Here is a 21,449-nt window from a genome sequence, read left to right as displayed (position 1 = left end):
CGGGTTTGACGCCGCGTGCGCAGGTTAACTCGCCGGCTTGCGCGCCGGATAGCCGTTGGGGTGTGGCGGGACGGCCTTGAGGTAGGCGGCAATCGCCGCGCGGTCGTCGGCGGTCAGTTGCGCGATGTTGCGCTGCACGTCGACCATGGAGCCGCCGACCGAATCGAAATCGGGTGTGAAGCCGGTTTCGAGGTAATTGGCGATGTCGGCCTCCGACCAGTCCTTGGTGCCGCCCTGCGGGGTGATATTGGGCACAACGCCCGAGCCTTCGGCGGCCACGGCGCCCGCCAGCCACTCGCCTTTCCTGACGCCGCCAGCGAAATCGCGCGGCGTGTGGCATTCGCCGCAATGGCCCGGACCCTCGACCAGGTAGCGGCCGGCGAGAACCTTGTCCGGCGCGCCCTCCGGCAGCGCGATCACCGGTTCGGGGCTGAGATAGACAAGCTTCCAGAGGCCAATGCCGCGACGGATGGTGAAGGGGAAGGAAAGCCTGTGATCCGGCGCCTTGCCGGCAATCGCCGGCAGCGTCTTCATGAAGGCGTAGAGATCGGCGATGTCGGCCGGCTTCATGCGCGCGTAGGAGGCATAGGGAAAGGCCGGATAGAAATGCTCGCCGGAAGGAGAGACGCCTTTCAGCATGGCATTGGCGAAGTCCGCCTCGCTCCAGGCGCCGATGCCGTCCTTCCGGTCCTGCGAGATGTTGGGGGGGACGAAGGTGCCGAACGGCGTCTTGAGTTCCAGACCGCCGACGAGCTCGAGGCGGGCGTCGCCCTGGGCGCCAGGTCTGGCGTGGCAGGAGGTGCAGCCCCCGGCGTAGAAGATCCGCTTTCCCCTGGCGGCGTGGCCAGGGGAAAGGTCAGCGACGGTGCCGGCGTCCAGCCTGACCGGCGCCGACAGAACCCAGCTGGCGCCGGCCGCGGCGGCGCCAAGCACGATGACGGCGCCGACTAGCTTCTTCAGCCAGGCCATCGTCAAGCGATCAGCTCTTCTTGATCCGGTAGGTCTGATGGCAGGTGCCGCAATCGCCGCCCAGCGTGTTGAGCTGCGCCTTCAGCGCGTCGACATCGGCCGGCGGGGAAGCGACCGCGGCCTTGGTATCGGCCAGGAACTTGTCCTCGGCCGCCTTGAAGCCCGCCATGTCTTCCCAGATCTTCGGCGCGGCCGTGGTGTCGCCCCTGTCGGAGCCGGCAGGGAACAGCGTGTCGACATCGAACTTCTCGGCATTGGCTTGCAGTGCCTTCAGCGCGTCCAGCACGGCGGCGGCATCGAAAGGCGTCTCGCCCTTGACCACCTTCGAGATCTGCCCGGCGAGCTTGCCGCGTTCCTTCATCAGGGCCTGGCGACCCTGGATCGGGTCGGCATACGCCGAGCCGGCAAAGGCAAGCATAGAGATGGCGATGACAAGCTTTCTCATTCAATTGGCTCCGTGGATGAAGAGGGTTCGCTGGCGCAATTCCGGACGGAAAACCGTTCAACACGTTTCCTGGAACTGCTCTGGACGTTAACGAGCGTGATGGTGGGGTTATTCCCCGGCGCCGTGACGATTTTGCCGGGTTTCTCCTGAAAAAGAAAAGCCCCGGCGAACCGGGGCTTCTCATCAAAATCACTCAGGCTTTGGCCTTCTCGTAAAGCTCCAGGACGTAGTCCCAGTTGATCAGGCTGTCGACAAAGGCTTCGAGGTATTTCGGCCGGGCGTTGCGATAGTCGATGTAATAGGAGTGCTCCCAGACGTCGACGCCGAGGATCGGCGAGCCCCCATGGACCAGCGGGTTCTCGCCGTTCGGGGTCTTGGAGATTTCCAGCTTGCCGTTCTTGACCGAGACCCAGGCCCAGCCGGAGCCGAACTGGGTGGTGCCGGCGGCGATGAAATCCGCCTTGAACTTATCGTAGCCGCCGAGGTCGCTGTCGAAGGCCTTCTGCAGCGCGCCCGGCAGCTTGTTGCCGCCGCCACCCTTCTTCATCCATTTCCAGAAATGGATGTGGTTGTAGTGCTGGGCGGCGTTGTTGAAGAGCCCGGCATTCTTGCCGAAGGACTGCTTCACGGCCTCTTCGACCGACAGGTCGCCCATTCCGGCCTCGGCCGCCAGCTTGTTGCCGTTGTCGACATAGGCCTTGTGGTGCTTGTCGTGGTGATACTCCAGCGTCTCCTTCGACATGTAAGGCTGCAAGGCCTCGTAGTCATAGGGCAAGGCGGGCAACTCAAAAGCCATGGATGGTACTCCCTCGAGGAAAAAAGTCCGGTGATACTACCGGGCTAAGATAGGTCTGGAATGGATCGGGGCAACTCCGGAATGGAGCGCCGAGCGACTTTTTAGAGCAATTCCAGGAAAAGTGCGAAACGGTTTTCCGTGCGGAATTGCGCAAAACAGGAAGATGGAGCGTGTCGCCGTTTCCCTGAAACGGTGAAACGCTCCAGCGGGTCAGGCGGCGGACGTCGAATGCGCCCATTCCCAATAGAGCTCGCGCGCCTTCTTGGCCACCGGACCGGGCTGCAGATCGCGGTTTTCGATGCGCGTGACGGGCACCACTTTCGAGTGGTTGCCGGTCGAGAATATCTCGTCGGCTTCGAGGAAATCGCGGACCGACAGCGTTTTCTCGGTGGTCCTGAAACCGTAGTCGCCGAGCAGGCTGATGGTGCGCGAGCGGGTGATGCCCGACAGAAACGTGCCGTTCGGGGCCGGAGTCATCACATGACCGTCCTTGACCAGGAAGATGTTAGAGGTCCCGGTCTCGGCGACATTGCCCAGCATGTCGAGCACCAAAGCGTTGTCGAAGCCGCGGTTCTTGGCCTCCAGAATGGCACGGCCATTGTTGGGGTAGAGGCAGCCGGCCTTGGCGTTGGTGGGCATGGTCTCGATGGTCGGGCGCCGGAACGGCGAAACGCCGATCGAAAAGCCGGATGGCGGGATCATCGGCGATTCATAGAGGCAGAGGCAGAACCGCGTCGAGGCCGGATCGGCCGGCACGCCCATATAGCCGCCATGCTCGGCCCAATACATCGGCCTTATATAGACCGCCGTCTTGCCGTCGAATTTCTTCAAACCGTCCCAAGTCAGGCCGACGATCTCTTCCGTCGTCATCGAAGGCTTCAGGCCAAGCGCGATCGCGGAGGCGTTGACGCGAGCGGAGTGCAGCTCGAGATCGGGCGCGACGCCCTCGAACCAGCGGCCGCCGTCAAAGACGCTGGTGCCGAGCCACATGGCGTGGCTGCGCGGCCCGAGAATGGCGACGTTGCCCTCGTACCAGTCGCCGTCCACATAGGTCCAAGTCGCGGTTTGCGCCGCCGCCGCCAGTGTCATGGTCGCCGTCCAATTGAGTGATTTCAGTCCGCCATAGGACGATGCTTTGACGGTTGGCGTCAATTGACATCGGGAAAAATCGTTGGGGCCAGAGGCACTTGGCCGCAATCAATGCTTGCGCGGCAAGCCTGCGCGCCGCAAAACTTGGGACATGCATCATGCTGCCTATGTCTTCGACGCCTATGGCACGTTGTTCGACGTGCATGCCGCCGTGCGCCGTCATGCCGGCGAGATCGGCCCGGACGGCCAGCTTCTCTCCGAAATCTGGCGCGCCAAGCAGCTCGAATATTCCTGGGTGCGGACATTGATGGGGGGTGCGTACGCCGACTTCTGGCAACTGACCGAGCAGGCGCTGGATTTCGCTTTGTGCAAAGTGCCCTCGGCCGATCCGGCGCTGCGGACGAAATTGCTCGAAGCCTACTGGCGGCTCGACTGCTATCCGGAAGTGCCTGCCGTGCTGAAGGCGCTCAAAGCGTCGGGCGCGAAGCTTGCGATCCTCTCCAACGGCTCGCCGGAAATGCTCGACGCGGCGGTCAAATCCGCGGCGCTCGATCAGATCCTCGACGACGTGTTTTCGGTCGACCAGGTCAAACGCTTCAAGACCGACCCGTCGGTGTACGACATGGTGGTCACCGGCTGGCGGCTTTACCCCGGCGCGGTCTCGTTCCAGTCGTCGAACCGCTGGGACATCGCCGGCGCGACGAGATTCGGTTTTCGCACGGTCTGGATCAACCGGACCAACCAGCCGGACGAGTATCGCGACCTCCCGCCGGGGCTGATCTTGCCTTCGCTCGAAGGTCTCCTGGCGGAGGTCTGACGCCGCTGTTGCTCCAGGGCAACAGCTGTGGCGCGGTCACAGCTTCGCCTTTTTCTGTCCACCCTCAGGCCAGAATTGGAACCGCCTATCGCCGCCGACTGTTATGAATGCCGCCGCGACGTGCCCGCGGGTTCATGTTTTCTTGCGAATTAAGACCTAGAAAAGGCAACCATGTCAGACGCTTCCTTCCGCATCAGCCGCCGTGGCTTCCTCAATTTCACAGCCCTCGGCGCTGCCTCGGCCGCCGTGTCCGCCTGCACCACCACCGGTCCTGCACCAGCCCCCGTCCAGCCGCCGCCGCCCGCCTATGTCGAGCCGCCGCTCGGCGATTACGAGACGATGTATGGCGCGATGTCGGACAATGGCTTCGACCTGCCGGCCATCCCGGTCAACAAGATCGATCACAGATTCTTGCGCCAGATCGTCCCCGATCCGACCGGACAGCGTCCGGGCACCATCGTCGTCGATACCACCGGTCACTTCCTCTATCTGGTGCGCGAGGGCGGCCAGGCGATCCGCTACGGCGTCGGCCTCGGCCGCGCCGGCTTTGAATGGTCGGGCGACGCGGTCGTGCAGTGGAAGCAGAAATGGCCGAAATGGACGCCGCCGGACGAGATGGTGGCCCGCCAGCCGGAACTGACGCAATTCAGCGCCAAGAATGGCGGCATGCCCGGCGGCCTGAAGAACCCCCTCGGGGCGCGCGCGCTCTATCTCTTCCAGGGCAACCAGGACACGCTCTACCGCTTGCACGGCTCGCCCGAATGGTGGTCGATCGGCAAGTCGGTGTCGTCGGGCTGCGTGCGTCTGATCAACCAGGACATCATCGACCTCTACGACCGCGTGCCGACCAAGACCCCGGTCATCGTGACGGCCAATATCGGCGCGCCTGAAGAGGACATGCCGGAGCGCAAGGCGATCCCGATCGACAATGGCGTGCCGACGGGCTCGATCCTGCTCGGCCCGGTGAAGCGGCTCACCAACGAGATTTTCTAAGACCCCAATCGGTCAGCGGTGCTCGGCCAAAATGGCGGCCAGCACCGCGACGCCGCGTCGCAATGCCTCCGCCTCGAGCCCGGCGTAGCCCAGGATGAAGCCGGCCGTTTCCGGCCTAGGCCTGCTCGGATCATAAAGGGGCGACACAGGATAGAGGCCGATGCCGGCAGCGCGCGCCGCGGCGATGATCGCCGGTTCGCGTCCGGCATCGATGCCGTTCATCCAGGCGACGACATGCAGGCCGGTATCGGCTCCGGCGACAGTGACCCGCGGCCCGAGATGGTCAGTCAAAGCCTTCAGCAGGACCTGTCTGCGCTCGGCGTTCTTCCTGCGGATGCTGCGCACGTGGCGTTCGTAGGCGCCGCTCGCCAGCAGCTCGGCCAACACGTCCTGCTCCAGCATCGGAGCATGCCGGTCGGTCAGGCGCTTGGCCTCGCCGACTGCCCGGCGAAGGCTCGGGGGAACGACGAGATAGCCGAGCCTCAAGGTCGGCGAGAGCGTCTTGGACAGCGTGCCGACATAGATGACCGAGTCCGCGTCCAGCGCCTGCAGCGGCGGAATGGGGCTGATGTCGTGACGGTATTCGCCGTCATAATCGTCTTCCACAATATAGGCCCTCGTGCCGGCGGCCCAGGCCAGCAGCGAACGCCGCCGCGTCGCCGAAAGCACGCCGCCGAGCGGAAACTGATGCGAGGGCGTCACATAGGCGAGACGGGCCGGCGGCAGCTTTTCCGTCCGTAGCCCATCGGCATCGACAGGAACGGGCACGGCAATGCCTCCCGCCGCCACGAAGGCGTGGCGTGCCAGCAGATAGCCCGGGTTCTCGATCACAAAGGGGTCACCGGGGTCGAGCAGCAGTCGCGCGCAGAGGTCGAGCCCCTGCTGCGAGCCGTTGACGATGACGATCTGGTCCGGCGTGCGATTAATGCCGCGAGCCCGCCAGAGATAAGCCTGAAGCGCATTACGCAGACCGGAAGAGCCCTGCGGGTCGCCATAGCGCAGCCGCGCGGCGCGGTTGACGATTGCCTTATTCGACGCCCGCCGCCAAGCCAGCACGGGAAAGTCCGCTCCGGACAGGTCGCCATAGCGAAAATCCGCAATCTTGGCCGGCTGCGCCAACGCCGTCGGAGGCAGGGTCAGCAACCGTCGCGCGAATGCCGACAGGTGCCGTGGCGAAGCGGCCGCGACGGGCGCTTCTCCCGACGCCTTCTCCAGCCCCGGAGCAACGATCGCGCGCGCCCCTTGCCGGATGATCAGATAGCCCTCGGCATCGAGCTGGCTGTAGGCCGCGGTCACCGTGGTCCGCGACGCGCCCCATTCGGCGGCAAAGGCCCGCGTCGACGGCAAGCGATCGCCGGGCCTGTAGGCGCCGCTGTGGATCCGCGTCTTGATGGCCGCGATGATGCGGCGTGCGACGCCGTCCTGCTCCAACTGGACCACCAAAAACCTTCAAAACTGGATGTTCCAAGCAAGCCAGCTTTCCGGCATCTTCCTGTGCAACGCAAGGAGTTTCATCATGTACATCCCGCCTGCCTTCCGCGACGACGATCAAGAGAGCCTAATGGCTACGATCCGCGCGGCGCGTCTGGCGACGCTGATCACCGCCACGGCGGAAGGTCCGCTGGCTACGCATCTGCCGCTTTTGCTCGACGAGAACGAGGGTGAGCATGGGGTGATCTACGGGCACGTCGCAAAGGCAAACCCGCAGTGGCGCGTGCCGCTGGTGGGCGACGGCCTGGCGATGTTCATGGGGCCGGACGCCTATGTGACGCCCGCCTGGTATCAGACCAAGCACGAGACCGGAAAGGTCGTCCCGACCTGGAACTATGTCGCCGTCCATGCCCATGGTCCTGTCGAATTCTTCGAGGATGCCGACAGGCTGCTCGAGGTCGTGACCCGCCTGACCAACCTGCATGAAGGCGAGCGCGCCGCGCCCTGGGCGGTGTCGGACGCGCCGGCGGATTTCATTCAATCGCAACTGAAGGGCATTGTCGGCCTGCGCATGCCGGTTACAAAGCTCGAAGGCAAGCGCAAGATGAGCCAGAACCGCAACGCCGCCGATCGCGCCGGTGTCGTGTCCGGCCTCTCATCCAGCGACCGGCCGTCGGACCGCGAGGTCGCGCCACTCATCCCGGTTTGAAACGCAATCCCCTAGCGAGCCCGTCATGCCGGACCTGACCCCATTCGCCCTGTATCTCGCCGCGGCCTTCCTGCTTGCTATCACGCCAGGGCCGGGCATCTTCTATGTCGCGGCGCGCACGCTGGCCGGAGGACGCGCGGAAGGCTTCGCTTCGAGTTTCGGGACCGGGCTGGGCGGCATGGTCCATGTGCTTGCCGGCAGCCTTGGCGTTTCGGCAATCGTGCTTGCGAGCGCGGAACTGTTCACGGCGCTGAAGCTGATCGGCGCCGTCTACCTCGTCTGGCTCGGCTTCCGCACCTTTCAGTCCGCGCGCCGCGAGGCAAAGACGATGCTGGAAGGCGGGACGCCGACGCCTGCCGTCGGCGCCGGCCGAGCGTTTCGCGAAGGCGTGCTGGTCGAGGCCTTGAATCCGAAGACGGCGGCCTTCTTTCTAGCCTTCATTCCGCAATTCGTGAACCTCAGCGCCGGCCATGTCGCCCTGCAGTTCATGACCCTCGGCTTCGTGTCGGTAACGCTCAATACGCTTGCCGATGTCCTAGTCGCATTCGTGGCGAGCCGTATCCGACACGGTGCGGCCGGGCGCAACAATGTGATACGCCGCCTGCGCGAGGCGTCAGGCGGCGCAATGATCGCGCTCGGCATCGGCCTGGCCATCGCCAAGCGCCCTGCCCTCTGATTGCCAAGATCAGGCGCTGTGTCGCTCGCCGACATCCGGACGCGACGGAATATCCAACGGCTGCCTCCCGTCAGGTGCAGACCCACTCGCGGATCTTGCACTCCTTGCTCTCGCCTCCGCACTGGGCTGTCGCCTTCTCCTCGGCTTCGCGGCGGGTCGCGGCTGATGCTGCACTCCAGAACGGCGTCGCCTCGCCACGGCTCTTGCCTACCGAAAGCGCCGCGCAGTGCTCATAGGGAAAGCCGGTGCCGTCATCATCGTCCCAATGGCGATGGTTGCGGAACACCTCGACCACCCGGCAGCCCTTGCCATCTGCATTCTCGCAATGCTTGAGCGCAATGTCTTCCGCCTCTTGCCGCTTGTCGGCGCCCCAGAAAAAGCCGTGACGGCCGTCGCCCGGCGAGTAGGCGATCGCGCCCCAGATGCCCTTTTCCTCGCCGGTCTGCGCCGGCGGTGACGGGGCGATCAGGTCAGCCGCGTTGCTCGCAATCGTAAGCCCGGCGAGCGCCGCAAGCAGCGGGATCGAAAGGCGGGGATTGATCAGCATCTTCGTGCTCCAGTTGCAGCTATTCAGCAATCGACTGTCATGCCCGGCTCTAGCCGCCCATGCGCGCGACCGAGACGACGATGCAAGTGTTGCCGGTTGGGACCAGCAGCGCCTGGCCGGCATTGTCGGCCAGGTTGAAAAGCATCGTGTTCGAAAGATTGTCCGCCAGCAGGCTGCCCTTCGGGAGCGTTCCGGCGACTTCCTGGCAAGAGCGCGGGAATGGCGCCACGCGCATGAAGCCACCCTCGCAGCTCTGGCCGACAGGCGAGGCAAAAACGACGCCCGCGGCCTGCGTCTTGTAGTCCGGCAGGTTGTAGCTCATCCCGGCGACGGCCTGCACGGCATGGGTGTCGGGTGAGGTTTTGTCCCATTGCGTCTGGATCGCATAGGTCGACCCGGCAGTCAGAGCCTGTCCCATCGCGGCAAAGAGATTGGCGCAGGTGCGGACGCCTGCCTGCGCGACATGCGCCTGAAACGGATTCTTGTTTGCCGAGGCGTCGACCGGCGCGGGCACGGCTTCCGCCGGCTTGCCCTGCATGGGCGCCTGCGCCTGCGCGGAGGCCGTGCCAGCGACGAATGTCCCAAGCGCGGGATAGAGACGGAACGACAAGACCACCGCCGCCGCGACCAAGACCGCGAACGCGCCGAGCAACGCCGTGTTTCGCGCCAGGCGCCAGCCTGGCGAACGCTGTGGCGGTGGACTTGCCGGCGGCTCCGGCAGCGCGACCGGCTGCGTCAGGATTCTGTCCTCGATGGATTGGCGTGTCATCTCGAAGTCTTTCTAGTTGATGGCCGACAGCGCGGTCTTGAGTCCCTTGAACGGGGCATCAAGGTTGACGGTCGTCCCCGACGGCAGGGAATAGGAAACCTGGACCGTGGTCTCTTTGCTGATCTGCTCGCGAAGCACCGGGCCGACGGGCACATAGCCGACGCAAACCGACGCATCGCAGCCCTGCAGTTGAACGTCGACCGGCTGTTTGCGGCCGGCAAGTCTCAGTGAAAGCTTGCTGCCCTTACCTGCCGCGCTCGGAGTCCGCAATATCATGAAGGGTTTGCCTTTCTCGTCGGCCGCGAGCGACCAGCTGAAGACCAACGCCTGGCTTTGATCGATGAAAGATTGGCCGATGTTGCAGACCTTCTTCCTGGCCTGCAGGTTCTCGTCGCAGATCAGCGTCCAGTTCTCGAACGGACGAGTGGTGCGCTGATAGTCGCCAAGCTTCACGCCCGCGGGCACCGCGACGTCGGAAGGCTTTATCCGATAGGCGGGCTGGGCCGCCTCCTGCCCGGCCGCGCGCGGGCCGGGCAGGAGCAGGCAAACCATGCAAAGTGCCACGGCAGAGACGGCTCGCCCGACCGTGGACGGGCTCCTTGCCTGAGCATGATCATTCGCAGAACCGCTACGCACTTTTCGTGATCACGCTCTAGTTCAGGGTAAAGCTGACACCCGCGCCGACACCCCAGTGCCCGCCCGCCGTCGTGCCCGAAACGTTCGCTCTCGCCCGGCCGTCCTCGCTGGTGTAACCGGCGCCGAACGCCACGGCGCCTTCGCCGCGCCAGTAGCCGCCGCCGGCCGCCACGCTCAACTTGCCCGGACGGTCGTCGTAGCGCAGCGAGGCGGCCGCAAGGCCGATCGCGGCGGCCTGGCGCGCCTCGCCCCGAGCCTCGCCCATATCCATGTTGAGCTGGCTGAGCTTGGAGTCGGTGTAGGCATTGGCCTGCTGCAGCGTGGTTGCCGCCACCTGGTTGGTATAGGCCTTGGAGTTGTCGAACGTTGTCGCCAGCCCAAGATTGAGTTGCTGCACGTTGACCGCATCGGTGTTGGCGACGCCGGGGCCGACATTGTGGATGACGACAGGCGCATTCACGTCGCCGCCGACAAGCGTGAGCGAATTGGACTTGGTGCCGTCCGGGTTCTTGTCATACTGGACGGCGAATTCATTCAGATTGCCGACACTTCCCTGCACTGCTTCGACAGCCTGGTTGGTCGCATAGAGCTGGCTGCCATTGATGGCGTCGGTGGAGGAGGCACTGATCCGCCCCGCCGCCACATTGGTAACGGTGCGCTCGTTGCCGACGCTGCCGACGCTCACCGTGCTTGTCGGAGCGGTTCCGGCGAAGGTGTAGTTGACGCCGTTGATCGTCGTGCCGGTGGTGGCGACTGCGGCGGCGGTGGTCGAGCCGGCGCCGAGCGCGACGCTGCCCGGCTCATTGGCCGTGGCGCCGGCGCCGAGCGCCATGGACTGGGCGCCGTTGGCGGTCGAGTTGGTGCCGAAGGCGATGCTGTCGGCCTGGTTGGAGGTCGCGTTCTGGCCGATTGCGATGCCGCCCGGCGCCGTCTGCTGGACGATGGCGCCGTTGCCCATGCCGATGCCGTTGTCGCCGTTGACGGTGGTGCGCGGGCCGATCGCGACCGACTCGGCGCCGACCGCCAGCGAGTCCGGCGCGGTCGAATTGGCGTGGAAGTACATGGTCCCCGTTACCGCGAAGGAGCTCAGCGCGCCCTTCAACTGGCGAAGCGTGACCGCATCCTGGTCCTGCGTGCCGTCGGCCACGTTGATGATCTGGCGATAAGCGGTGGAGGTTCCCACCGAGACGGCGCCGAGCAGGCTCATATCCGCGGTGTTGTAGGGAATGAGGCCGGTGCCGGAGAGGATCGATCCCGACGCGGGCGCGACGGCGCGATCCGAAACCGAGCCGGAGCCCAGCGCCACGCCGTCGGCGATGGTGACCGCGGTGCCGCGGCCGAGAGCCAGCGAATTGGCGGCGGATGCGGTCGCCTGATAGCCGAGCGCCGAGGAGCCAACCCCTTGCGCGAAGGCGTCGGTAATCGGCAGCGTGGTGTCGTTGGTGCGCACGTAGCGGATGCCGTCGCCATTGGCGTCCGTGTATGCAGTCGAGGTGTCGCCGGCAAAATTGTTGATCGTGTTGCCGAGCGTGGTGATATCGGCGGTGTTGGCGGCGATATCGGTCGTATTCTGCGTCACCTGCTGGTTGGTCGCGAAGAGCTGCGAGCCGTTGACCGCATCGGTCGAGGAGTTGCTCAACTGCCCGGCCGCGACGTTCTGGATCTGGCGCTCCGCGCCCACCGAACCGACCGAGAACGCGCCGGCCGGCGTTCCGCCGGCGAAGGTGTAGTTGACGCCGCCGATCGTCGTGCCGCCGACATTGGTCGTGGTTCCGGACACCGAATTCAGGCCGATCGCCACGTCGCCGGCATTGTTGGCGACGGCATTCGGGCCAATCGCGACCGAATCCGTCCCCAGAGCCTGGGAGTCGGCAAGCGTCGAATTGGCATGGAAATACTTGATGCCGCCGCCGGTATTGATGTTGTTGATCGTGTTGCCGAGAGTGGTGATGTCGGCGGTGTTGGCCGCGATATCTGTGGTGTTCTGCGTTACCTGCTGGTTGGTCGCGAAGAGCTGCGAGCCGTTGACCGCGTCGGTCGAGGAGTTGCTCAACCGCCCGGCCGCGACGTTCTGGATCTGACGCTCCGCGCCCACCGAGCCGACCGAGAATGCGCCCGCCGGGGTTCCCCCGGCGAAGGCGTAGTTCACACCGCCGATCGTCGTGCCGCCGACAACCGTCGTGGTGCCGGATACGGAGTTCAGGCCGATTGCCACGTCGCCGGCGTTGTTGGCCACGGCATTGGGGCCAATCGCGACCGAATCCGTCCCCAGAGCCTGGGAGTCGGGCAGCGTCGAATTGGCGTGGAAATACTTGATGCCGGCACCGGTGTTGATGTTGGTGATCGTATTCCCGATGTTGGCGATATCGGTCGTGTTCTGCGTCACCTGCTGATTGGTGGCGAAAAGCTGCGAACCGTTGATGGCGTCGGTCGAGGCGTTGCTGAGCCGGCCCGCGGCGAGATTGGTGAGGGTCCGCTCCGCGCCCGGCGCGCCGATGCTGACGGTCGAGGTCGGCGTCGTGCCGGCGAAGGCGTAGGTCGTGGTGCCGATCGTCGTGCCGCTGGTGCCGACTGCTGCGGCGGTTACCGAGCCGGAGCCGAGCGCCACGTCGCCGGAGCTTGCCGCCGCAGTAGCGCCGTCGCCCAGGGCGACATTGCCGGCGAGACCGGCGGCGCCCGCGGTAGAGCCGTTGCCCAGCGCCACGGAGCCTTGCCCGATCGCCTTGTTGCTGTTGCCGATGGCAACGGCGCCGTTGGCCATATTGGCGGCGGTAGCGGTCGCCGTGCCGTCGCTGTTGGCGATGTTATTGGCGCCGCCGGTGAAGGCGCCGGTACCGCTGGCGTAGCTCGGATCGCCGATGGCCACCGCGCCGTCGCCATAGGCGGTGTTGCCGGCGCCGATGGCCACGGCCTTGCCGCCATCGGTAGTCGCGCCCGTTCCGATGGCGATGGAGTCGGCGGAGAGCGCAGCGGACTGCAGACCGACCGCGACGGCGTTGGCTGCAGTCGCCTGGCTCTCGCGTCCCATCGCAAGGGCGTCGCCCGCAGATGCCGTCACGTCCGTGCCGATGCCGATGGCGTTGTCTCCACTGGCGCTCGTTGCAAAAGTGCTCGAGCCGACATAGACGGCGCCTATCCCGGACGCCCTCGTCCCTGCGCCGAGAGAGATGGAGTTCACGGCGCTGCTTTGGGCGCCGCGGCCGAGCGCGGTACTGTTGAGTCCAGTGGCGCGGGTGTCACGTCCGACGGCGGTGGAATTGTCGGCGCTGGCTACGGTCCCGATGCCGAGTGCCACGGACTGTGCGCCAGCCGCGTTGGCGCTCACGCCGGCAGCAAGCGAATTGTCTCCCGTCGCATTCGCTCCGGACCCAAACGAGGACGCGTTTTGGCCGCTGGCAACGGCGGTGTTGCCAACCGCCGTGCTGGCGGAGCCGCTCGCAATTGAAGTAGCACCCATGGCCGTGGCGAAAGCGCCCGAAGAGAGCGAATTGGTGCCGATCGCGATGCTGTTGGGCAGGGCCGTATTGGCCTGAACGCCCGCCTGCGCTCCCAAGCCGAGCGCGATAGACTGGTTGCCCCAGGCGCTGGCTGTGTTGCCCATAGCCGTGGCGCTCGTTCCCGTTGCCTTGGTCAGGATGCCTATGGCAACGGTGTTTTGCTGAGACGCCGTCACATCGGTGCCAAGAGCGATGGCGCCCTGCGCAGTAGCGCCCGCTCCCGCAAGAGTGCGCCCGCCGATATTGATGGAGTTGATCTGTGTAGCGACCGACTGGAAGCCGATCGCGATGGCATTCTGGTTGCTTGCGGTGGCGGAAGTACCTTGAGCAAAGGCATCTATTCCCGACGCAACAGATGAATTGCCAATCGCGGTACTGCGCAGCCCGGTGGCTTGGGTCCCCCAGCCGCCGGCGAAGGAGGTGGCGCCGCTGGCCAAGGAACTGACGCCGACGGCTGTGGCGTTGCCACCCGAAGCAACGGAGAAGGTTCCCAGGGCGCTGGCACCCGCGGCGGTTGCACTGGAGCTGACGCCGATCGCTACCGTATTGACGTTGTTCGAAATTGTGCCGGAGCCCAGCGCCACCGCGCCGCCGGGGCCGGTGGCCGACGCGGTTCGGCCGATAGCGACAGAGTATTGCGCTGTCGATTGAGCCTGGAAGCCGAGCGCTATGGCCCAGTTGAGGCTGGCGGTTGAGCCATTTCCGATCGCTATGGTCTCGGGAGCGGTCGCGGACCCGCCGCCAGCGGCATATTGCGCTTGCGCCGGCGCCGCGAACAGGAACAAAGCGGCGGCCGATGCAATATACCCAAGGCTTGCGCCGACGCCGAGCTTGCCGAGCCCACGTCCCTTGCGTCGCATGCCGAGCACGCGATGCGCGTTGCGCAGCGTCGCCATCAGGCGGCGGCGCAGCGAACGGCTCTCGGGAGCGACGGAGACCCAGTTTCCAGCAAATCGGGCCGACCCGCGCTGAGCGATACGTTCTTGCCTGAAGTTCATTGCGAGAATGCCTCCTTTGGTGGGTCGCGCTCGATAACGGCAGGTTCCGCCGACCCTGCCGCCAAAGCGTGTCTGCTCGAAAATGGAACGATCACATCGGCGCCGCGCGCGAGCAGCGCATGGCCCTGTTTTTCACCGATCGCCTCGACGCGATCGAGCGTGTTTTCAAGCCAGGCGTCACCCGCCTCGGGCACAGCCTGGAGCGCCGCGGCAACCCGCTCGGTTGGGATCAGCCGCTCGAGATAGGAGCGCACCGCCGCCAGATGGACGGCAGGTGTGTCATGCGCGTGAACGACGGTCGTGAGGCCGTAAAGATAATGGGCCAGCAGCATGTCCTGCTTGGCCAGGGGCACGCCATCTCCATAGCGCTTCTCAAGCGTCCGCGATGCCGACTCCAGCCAGTAACCGATCTCCTCGGAAAGGCTCCGGCGAACCGCCGTGTCGTCGCTCATGTCCCCTCGGCCAGCTTAGAATCCGAATACCGGATTTGCTGCAGAAAGACAGGTTTTCCGGGGCTCGTATTCCAACAAATTGCTGTTTATCTGAAAATATACCGTAGATCTTCCATGGGTTAACGCAAAATTACTTTAGTAATACCTTTTATAAGCCGATCCATAGATAACTGCGCGGGAATTAGCCCTGCCTGCCGGCCCCCGATTGAACCAGCCTCTCTCGCACCTGCATTGGCGTTACGTCGCGGTATTTCTTCATCGTGGTGGTGAGATGGCTCTGGCTCGAGAAGCCGCTCAGATAGGCGATGTCCGTGATCGACATGCGCCTGTCGGCCAGCAGCTTCTCGGCAAAGTCAAGGCGAAGGGCAAGAACATATTGATGCGGCGTCACGCCGAACGTCTTGGAGAAAGCACGGGCGAAATGGTAAGGCGACAGCCCGCACACAGCGGCCATTTCGGCGAGCGAAAGCTTGCGCGAAAAGTTTTCGCTTAGGAATTGCGCCACGAGGCGAGCGTGGCCGAGCGACAGCCCACCTTTCGCGTTCAGCAGCGGCCGCCTTTCAGGAGGAATTTCCGAATACCAAGCTTGCAGATCGTCATCGCGCCGCAACTTGGACTCCTGATGCTCAGCCCTCCGCAGTCTTGGCCCAACCTTAGCGGGCGCTTTCGGTTCCCTGGCCACAATAATTCGTGATCGCACGTGCTGTCGGCGCTATCCAGTTTGCCCCCCGGCAACAGCACGTCAAAGGCCATGATTTGGCGCGTCCGGTATTTCATGAAATTGCGGTTCTGCTGGGAAAAGTTCCCTTGCGAAAAGTTTTAGCTGCCGCTGATGCGGCTTACCCGTCGGCAGGTAAGATTTGATCGTCGCGAGGTAACGAGGGCAGCTTTCCGGGGCGGCGCATTTCCGCGACGGATTCGCGCGACGGCAAGCGGGTTTCGCCCGACGTCGAAGCTTACAGGCGTGATTCGCGTCGCGCTCCGCGCGGTACCGTCTCTTTGCTTCAGCGGCCTCGCGCCAGGCTTCCCAAAATTCCGCGCACGATAGCGCGGCCGACGGACGAGCCGACCGAGCGCACCACCGACTTGATGGCGGCTTCGGCCACGGTCTGGCGGTTGGAAGACCGCCGGTTGCCTGTCCCCAGGACATCGTCGAAGCCCGGAATGGTCCAGCGCGAACCGCCGCTGTTCTGCTGTTGTGCCTGAGCCTCGGCGTCCTGCGCCTCCTTGGCCTTTTTCTGCAGCATTTCGAAGGCCGATTCGCGATCGATGGCCTCGTCGTACTGGCCGGCGACCGGGCTCTCGGCGATGATCTTGCGGCGCTCTTCGGGCGTGATCGGGCCGAGCCGCGATGACGGCGGCCGGATCAGCGTGCGCTGGACCATGGCCGGCACGCCCTTGTCCTCCAGCATCGAGACCAGCGCCTCGCCGGTGGCAAGCTGGGTGATGGCGGTGGCGCAGTCGAAATCGGGATTGGGCCGGAAGGTTTCGGCGGCCGAGCGCACCGCCTGCTGCTCGCGCGGCGTATAGGCGCGCAGCGCATGCTGGACGCGGTTGCCGAGCTGGGCCAGCACCTTTTCCGGAATGTCCAGCGGGTTCTGGGTGACGAAATAGACGCCGACGCCCTTGGAGCGGATCAGCCGCACTACCTGCTCGACGCGGTCGATCAGCACCTTCGGCGCGTCTTCGAACAGAAGATGCGCCTCGTCGAAGAAGAACACCAGCTTTGGCCGGTCGAGATCACCGACCTCGGGTAATTCCTCGAACAGCTCCGACATCAGCCAAAGCAGGAAGGTGGCGTAGAGCCTGGGGTTCATCATCAGCTTGTCGGCGGCCAGAACGCTGATCGCGCCGCGGCCGTCGCGCGTGGTGCGCATGATGTCGGCGATGCGCAGCGCCGGCTCGCCGAAGAAGTTCGCCGCGCCTTGGCTCTCCAGCACCAGCAGCGTGCGCTGGATGGCGCCGACCGAAGGCTTAGTGACATTGCCGTAGCGCGCGCTGAGTTCGTCGGCGCGCTCGGCGATGTTGGCGAGCAGCGCCTGCAGGTCCTTGAGATCGAGCAGCAGCAGGCCTTCCTCGTCGGCGATGCGGAAGGCGATGTTCATGACGCCTTCCTGAGCTTCCGTGAGGTTCATCAGCCGCGACAAAAGCAGCGGGCCCATCTCCGAAATGGTGGCGCGGATCGGATGGCCCTGCTCGCCGAACAGATCCCAGAAGATGACAGGGAATTCCTGGAATTGATAAGGATCGAGCTTCACCTGCTCGGCGCGCTTGACCAGGAAATCCTTGGCCTCGCCCATCATGGATATGCCGGAAAGGTCGCCCTTGATATCGGCGCAGAAGACAGGCACGCCGGCGTTGGAAAAGCCCTCGGCCAGGACCTGCAGGCTGACGGTCTTGCCGGTGCCCGTGGCCCCGGTAACGAGGCCGTGGCGGTTGCCGTAGCGCAGCAGCAGCTCTTCGGCGCGCTGATAGGAATCGTCGGGCTTGCGGCTGGCGCCGATGAAGATACTGGTCTCGTCAACCATGTCCGGTCTCCGCAATCTGTTCCGCTCAAAGGCCTCTCCCGAGGTATAGTAACGCCGGTCGCATGCGGCAATGCCCAGTCTCGATTTTGGGGAGCAGCGAATTTGGCCTTTGGCGCTTGCGGATTCGGTGCATGTTTGGCAATCGATTGGCTGGCCGAGAGAACCCGGCCGGATGATGCATTGTGATATCCGGTTCCTGACCTTAGATTGGCTTGACCGGCTGATGCGGCCGAGAAGCGAGGAGAGCGATGGGCGCCGGCGCCTTGACCAGGGATGTCGACCTTCCGAACCCGGACGCCAAGCGTTGGCGGGCGCTGGCGGAAAAGGCGCTTGCCGGCGGTTCTTTCGAGGAAAAGCTCGTCTCCCACACCGATGACGGCATCCGCATCGAGCCGCTCAGCCAACGCTCGACGACCGCCGAGCCGTTGCCGCGTACAAATCCGACCGCGCCCTGGATCGTCAGTCAGCGCGTCGACGACCCGGATGTCGCCCGGGCCAGCGCGCAAGCCCTGGAAGACATCGCCCAAGGTGCCACTGGCCTGTCGCTTGTCTTCGAAGGTGCGCCGAATGCCTTCGGCTACGGCTTGCCGCGCACCGCGGAGGCGCTGGAAAGGGTGCTCGACGGCGTGCCGCTCAACCGCGTTCAGGTGCGCATCGACGCGCACCCCTGGAGTCGCGCCGTGGCCGACTGGCTGCTGGCTTTCCTGAGCCGCCGCCGCTCCGATCCGGCCAAGCTCAACCTTTCCTTCGGCATCGACCCGGCAGCGATCTTCGCCGGAACCGGGCGGCTGCGCACCTCGATCGAGGCGCTGCAGGAATCGATGCCGCAGTCGCTGGCGCATTTCTTCTCGATGGGCGTGCCGGGCGTGCTGCTCGAGGCCGACGGCCGCGTCTTCCACAATGCCGGCGCCACCGAGGCGCAGGAGCTTGGCACGATGATGGCATCGGTCGTGTCCTATCTCAGAATGTTCGAGAAGGCGCGCCAGCCGCTGGTCTATGCGGCGCCCTATATCGGCTTCGCGCTCAGCGTGGACCAGGACCAGTTCCTGTCGATGGCCAAGGTGCGGGCGTTGCGCAAGCTCTGGGCGCGCGTCCAGGAAGCCTGCTCGATCCCGGCCTCGACCGCCAGCATCCATGCCGAGACCTCCTATCGCATGATGACGATGGCCGACCCGGAGACCAACATCTTGCGTACGGCGATCGCGGCCTTCGCGGCGGCAACCGGCGGCGCAGATTCGATCTCGATCCTGCCGCATACCATCACGCATGGGCTGCCGGCCGGCTTTGCCCGCCGCGTCGCCCGCAACGCGCAGCTGATCATGGCCGAGGAAAGCCACATCGGCCGTGTCGCCGATCCGGCCTGCGGCTCCGGTTCGGTCGAGGCGCTGACCAACGATCTCTGCGCCGCGGCCTGGGAAGAATTCCAGCGCATCGAGGCCGAGGGCGGCGTGCTCGCCAGCCTGCAGCAGGGCTATATCCAGAACCGAGTGCAGACGGCCGCCGCCAAGCGCAACGGCGCCTACCGATCGGGCGAGCGCGGCATTGTCGGCACGACGCTTTACCGCGCGCCGGTGGAGCGTCCGGTCGAGACGCTGCCGCGGGAACGGCGTCCGGCCCTGACCGAAGGCGTGGCGACCTGCGAGCCGCTGTTTCCGGTGCGCATCGATCAGTCGATCGGAGCCGGATCATGATCCCGGATTTCAGCCAGATCGGCTGGTCGGAGCCGCGTCGCGCGCCGGTCGAGCTCAGAGGTCAGCGGATGACGCCGGAAGGCATCGCCGTGAAGCATGTTTACGGCCAAGGCGATCTCAAGGGTCTTGCCAATCTCGACACCTTTCCCGGCCTGCCGCCCTTCATGCGCGGCCCCTACCCGACCATGTATGTTCAGCAGCCCTGGACGATCCGGCAATATGCCGGCTTCTCGACAGCCGAGGAATCCAACGCCTTCTACCGGCGCAACCTTGCGGCCGGCCAGAAAGGCTTGTCGGTCGCCTTCGATCTCGCCACGCATCGCGGCTATGACAGCGACCATCCGCGCGTCGCCGGCGATGTCGGCATGGCGGGCGTGGCGATCGATTCCATCCTCGACATGCGGCAGCTGTTCGACGGCATTCCGCTCAACGAGATGACGGTGTCGATGACGATGAACGGCGCCGTGCTGCCGATCATGGCGCTGTACATCGTGGCGGCGGAGGAACAGGGCGTCGCCCAGAACGATCTCGCCGGGACCATTCAGAACGATATTCTGAAGGAGTTCATGGTCCGCAACACCTACATCTATCCGCCGAAACCTTCGATGCGGATCGTGTCGGACATCTTCGCCTACACCTCCAGGCATATGCCGAAGTTCAACTCGATCTCGATCTCCGGCTACCATATGCAGGAAGCCGGCGCGACGGCCGATCTGGAGCTTGCCTACACCATCGCCGACGGCATCGAATATGCCCGCGCCGGCGTCGCCGCCGGCCTCGACATCGACCGTTTCGCGCCGCGCCTGTCCTTCTTCTGGGCGATCGGCATGAACTTCTTCATGGAGATCGCCAAGCTCAGGGCCGCAAGGCTGCTGTGGTCGAGCCTGATGAAGAAGAATTTTGCGCCGAAGGACGAGCGCTCGCTGTCGCTGCGCACCCATTGCCAAACCTCGGGCTGGTCGCTGACGGCGCAGGATCCCTACAACAACATCACCCGCACGATGATCGAGGCGATGGCGGCGACGCAGGGGCACACCCAGTCGCTGCACACCAATTCCTTCGACGAAGCAATGGCGCTGCCGACCGACCATTCGGCGCGGATCGCGCGCAACACGCAGCTCATCCTGCAGAAGGAATCCGGCACCACGCGCATGATCGATCCTTGGGGCGGCTCGGCCTATGTCGAGCGGCTGACGCATGATCTGGCGGAGCGCGCGCTCGCCCATATCGAGGAGGTGGAAAGCCTCGGCGGCATGGCGGCGGCGATCGAGAAAGGCATCCCGAAGCTGCGCATCGAGGAGGCGGCGGCGCGCACGCAGGCGCGCATCGATTCCGGCGAACAGGTGCTGGTCGGCGTCAACGCGCACCGGCCGCAGACGGATATCGAAGTGGATGTGCTGAAGATCGACAATGCCGAGGTGAAGGCCAGGCAATTGGCGAAGCTGCAGCGGCTGAAAGGCACACGCGACGTCGCGGCGCTGGAGGATGCGCTGGCGGCGCTGACCCGTGCCGCCGAGGGCGACGAGAACCTGCTCGAATTCGCGATCCGCGCGGCGCGCGCCAACGCTACCGTCGGCGAGATTTCGCTGGCGCTGGAAAAGGTATTCGGCCGCCACACGGCGGCGGTGCAGACGATCTTCGGCGTCTATCGCGAGGCGCTCGGCGACAACCCGGGGCTTGAGCGGCTGCAGGAGAAGATCGAAGCGTTCGAAAAGAAATCCGGCGGCAAACCGCGCATCCTGGTCGCCAAGATGGGCCAGGACGGCCATGACCGCGGCCAGAAGGTGATCGCCAGCGCATTCGCCGATCTGGGCTTCGACGTGACCGTCGGGCCGATGTTCCAGACGCCGGACGAGATCGCGAAGCTCGCGGTGCAGCACGATGTCGACATTATCGGCGCCTCCTCCTTAGCCGCCGGGCACCTGACGCTGATCCCAGAACTCAAGGATGCGCTGAAGAAACTCGGCCATGGCGACATGCTGATCGTCGCCGGCGGCGTCATCCCGCCGCAAGACTACGACGCGGTGCTGGCGGCGGGCGCGGCGGAGATCTTCCCGCCGGGAACCGTCATCCCGGAAGCGGCCAACCGGCTGATGGATCGGTTGCTGGCCGATCAGTGAGGGCTTGCTGATTTGGCCAAAAGGTTGTTCTATGGAAATAGATGCAACCATGGCGCGATGATGTTCTGACAGTCGTCCAGAGGCTTGAGGACGGATCGGGGGCCTTGCTACTGCCACGCGAAATGCTTGACAGCTTGAGCCTCCAAGGTCGGCGATGAGCTCCAGATCGCCGAAACCGACGACGGCGTCATTCTAAGGCCAATCCGCCACACAACTACAAACGGGAAATGAACGCTGCTCGCGATGTCACGGACAAATACGAAGCTGGATTGCAGCAGCTGGCAAT

At 64.8% G+C, this 21,449-nt stretch carries 18 protein-coding genes; 6 read left to right on the top strand and 12 right to left on the bottom strand.

All coding sequences use genetic code 11. The features are described 5' to 3' along the window. Positions 1-24: 24 nt before the first annotated feature. The 4 genes from CK219_RS11390 to CK219_RS11375 all read right to left on the bottom strand — a co-directional run bounded on the left by CK219_RS11390 (position 25) and on the right by CK219_RS11375 (position 3,299). Entirely contained in the window at positions 25-969 is a 945-nt protein-coding gene (locus CK219_RS11390) for a cytochrome c (RefSeq protein ID WP_095766868.1), read from the bottom strand. Between the two features lie 10 nt (positions 970-979). Further along, the gene (locus CK219_RS11385; RefSeq protein ID WP_095766867.1) at positions 980-1,414 is read right to left on the bottom strand and encodes a cytochrome c; all 435 of its coding nucleotides are present in this window, start codon (positions 1,412-1,414) and stop codon (positions 980-982) included. Positions 1,415-1,607: 193 nt separating this feature from the next. After that, positions 1,608-2,210 carry a superoxide dismutase gene (locus tag CK219_RS11380; RefSeq protein ID WP_095766866.1) on the bottom strand — a complete coding sequence of 201 codons (603 nt, stop codon included), beginning with the start codon at positions 2,208-2,210 and terminating at the stop codon, positions 1,608-1,610. A 210-nt stretch (positions 2,211-2,420) separates the two neighbouring features. Further along, complete coding sequence (locus CK219_RS11375; protein WP_095767170.1) at positions 2,421-3,299, bottom strand: branched-chain amino acid aminotransferase; 879 nt, start codon at positions 3,297-3,299, stop codon at positions 2,421-2,423. A gap of 151 nt (positions 3,300-3,450) precedes the next feature. On the opposite strand from CK219_RS11375, the gene CK219_RS11370 reads away from it, so the two are divergent. Together CK219_RS11370 and CK219_RS11365 are read left to right on the top strand one after the other, a co-directional pair. Then, positions 3,451-4,116: a haloacid dehalogenase type II gene (locus CK219_RS11370; protein WP_095766865.1), complete on the top strand. Its 666-nt coding sequence runs from the start codon at positions 3,451-3,453 to the stop codon at positions 4,114-4,116. 171 nt (positions 4,117-4,287) lie between these two features. After that, a complete protein-coding gene (locus CK219_RS11365) occupies positions 4,288-5,109 on the top strand; it encodes a L,D-transpeptidase (protein WP_095766864.1) in 822 nt (273 codons plus the stop codon). A gap of 12 nt (positions 5,110-5,121) precedes the next feature. On the opposite strand, the gene CK219_RS11360 is transcribed toward CK219_RS11365, so the two are convergent. Next, positions 5,122-6,549 (bottom strand): PLP-dependent aminotransferase family protein, encoded by a 1,428-nt coding sequence (locus CK219_RS11360; protein WP_095767169.1) that lies wholly within the window; start codon positions 6,547-6,549, stop codon positions 5,122-5,124. Between the two features lie 76 nt (positions 6,550-6,625). On the opposite strand from CK219_RS11360, the gene CK219_RS11355 reads away from it, so the two are divergent. Further along, positions 6,626-7,249 carry an FMN-binding negative transcriptional regulator gene (locus CK219_RS11355; protein WP_095767168.1) on the top strand — a complete coding sequence of 208 codons (624 nt, stop codon included), beginning with the start codon at positions 6,626-6,628 and terminating at the stop codon, positions 7,247-7,249. Positions 7,250-7,274: 25 nt separating this feature from the next. Beyond that, the gene (locus CK219_RS11350; protein ID WP_095766863.1) at positions 7,275-7,925 is read left to right on the top strand and encodes a LysE family translocator; all 651 of its coding nucleotides are present in this window, start codon (positions 7,275-7,277) and stop codon (positions 7,923-7,925) included. A gap of 70 nt (positions 7,926-7,995) precedes the next feature. Here CK219_RS11350 and CK219_RS11345 read toward each other — a convergent pair whose 3' ends face one another. The 7 genes from CK219_RS11345 to CK219_RS11315 all read right to left on the bottom strand — a co-directional run bounded on the left by CK219_RS11345 (position 7,996) and on the right by CK219_RS11315 (position 17,352). Continuing rightward, positions 7,996-8,472, bottom strand: a complete 477-nt coding sequence (locus tag CK219_RS11345) for a DUF4189 domain-containing protein (RefSeq protein ID WP_095766862.1) — start codon at positions 8,470-8,472, stop codon at positions 7,996-7,998. 49 nt (positions 8,473-8,521) lie between these two features. Beyond that, a complete protein-coding gene (locus tag CK219_RS11340) occupies positions 8,522-9,241 on the bottom strand; it encodes a hypothetical protein (RefSeq protein WP_095766861.1) in 720 nt (239 codons plus the stop codon). A 12-nt stretch (positions 9,242-9,253) separates the two neighbouring features. Continuing rightward, positions 9,254-9,793 carry an invasion associated locus B family protein gene (locus tag CK219_RS11335; protein WP_095766860.1) on the bottom strand — a complete coding sequence of 180 codons (540 nt, stop codon included), beginning with the start codon at positions 9,791-9,793 and terminating at the stop codon, positions 9,254-9,256. 100 nt (positions 9,794-9,893) lie between these two features. Then, the gene (locus CK219_RS11330) at positions 9,894-14,372 is read right to left on the bottom strand and encodes a YadA-like family protein (protein WP_095766859.1); all 4,479 of its coding nucleotides are present in this window, start codon (positions 14,370-14,372) and stop codon (positions 9,894-9,896) included. Then, the gene (locus tag CK219_RS11325) at positions 14,369-14,824 is read right to left on the bottom strand and encodes a hypothetical protein (protein ID WP_095766858.1); all 456 of its coding nucleotides are present in this window, start codon (positions 14,822-14,824) and stop codon (positions 14,369-14,371) included. The genes CK219_RS11330 and CK219_RS11325 overlap by 4 nt, the downstream gene beginning before the upstream one ends. A gap of 181 nt (positions 14,825-15,005) precedes the next feature. Beyond that, positions 15,006-15,434 (bottom strand): AraC family transcriptional regulator, encoded by a 429-nt coding sequence (locus tag CK219_RS11320; RefSeq protein ID WP_224545686.1) that lies wholly within the window; start codon positions 15,432-15,434, stop codon positions 15,006-15,008. Positions 15,435-15,828: 394 nt separating this feature from the next. Continuing rightward, positions 15,829-17,352, bottom strand: coding sequence for a helicase HerA-like C-terminal domain-containing protein (locus CK219_RS11315; RefSeq protein WP_095766856.1), 1,524 nt, complete (start codon positions 17,350-17,352; stop codon positions 15,829-15,831). A gap of 248 nt (positions 17,353-17,600) precedes the next feature. Between CK219_RS11315 and CK219_RS11310 the strand changes: the two genes are divergently transcribed. Continuing rightward, a complete protein-coding gene (locus CK219_RS11310; RefSeq protein WP_095766855.1) occupies positions 17,601-19,043 on the top strand; it encodes a methylmalonyl-CoA mutase subunit beta in 1,443 nt (480 codons plus the stop codon). After that, on the top strand, positions 19,040-21,163 hold the full coding sequence (gene scpA, locus CK219_RS11305; protein ID WP_095766854.1) for a methylmalonyl-CoA mutase: 2,124 nt from the start codon (positions 19,040-19,042) through the stop codon (positions 21,161-21,163). The genes CK219_RS11310 and scpA overlap by 4 nt, the downstream gene beginning before the upstream one ends. Positions 21,164-21,449: the final 286 nt, after the last annotated feature.

The organism is Mesorhizobium sp. WSM4313, from assembly GCF_002294725.1.
Lineage (GTDB): Bacteria > Pseudomonadota > Alphaproteobacteria > Rhizobiales > Rhizobiaceae > Mesorhizobium.
This window is presented reverse-complemented; position numbering and strand designations above follow the sequence as displayed.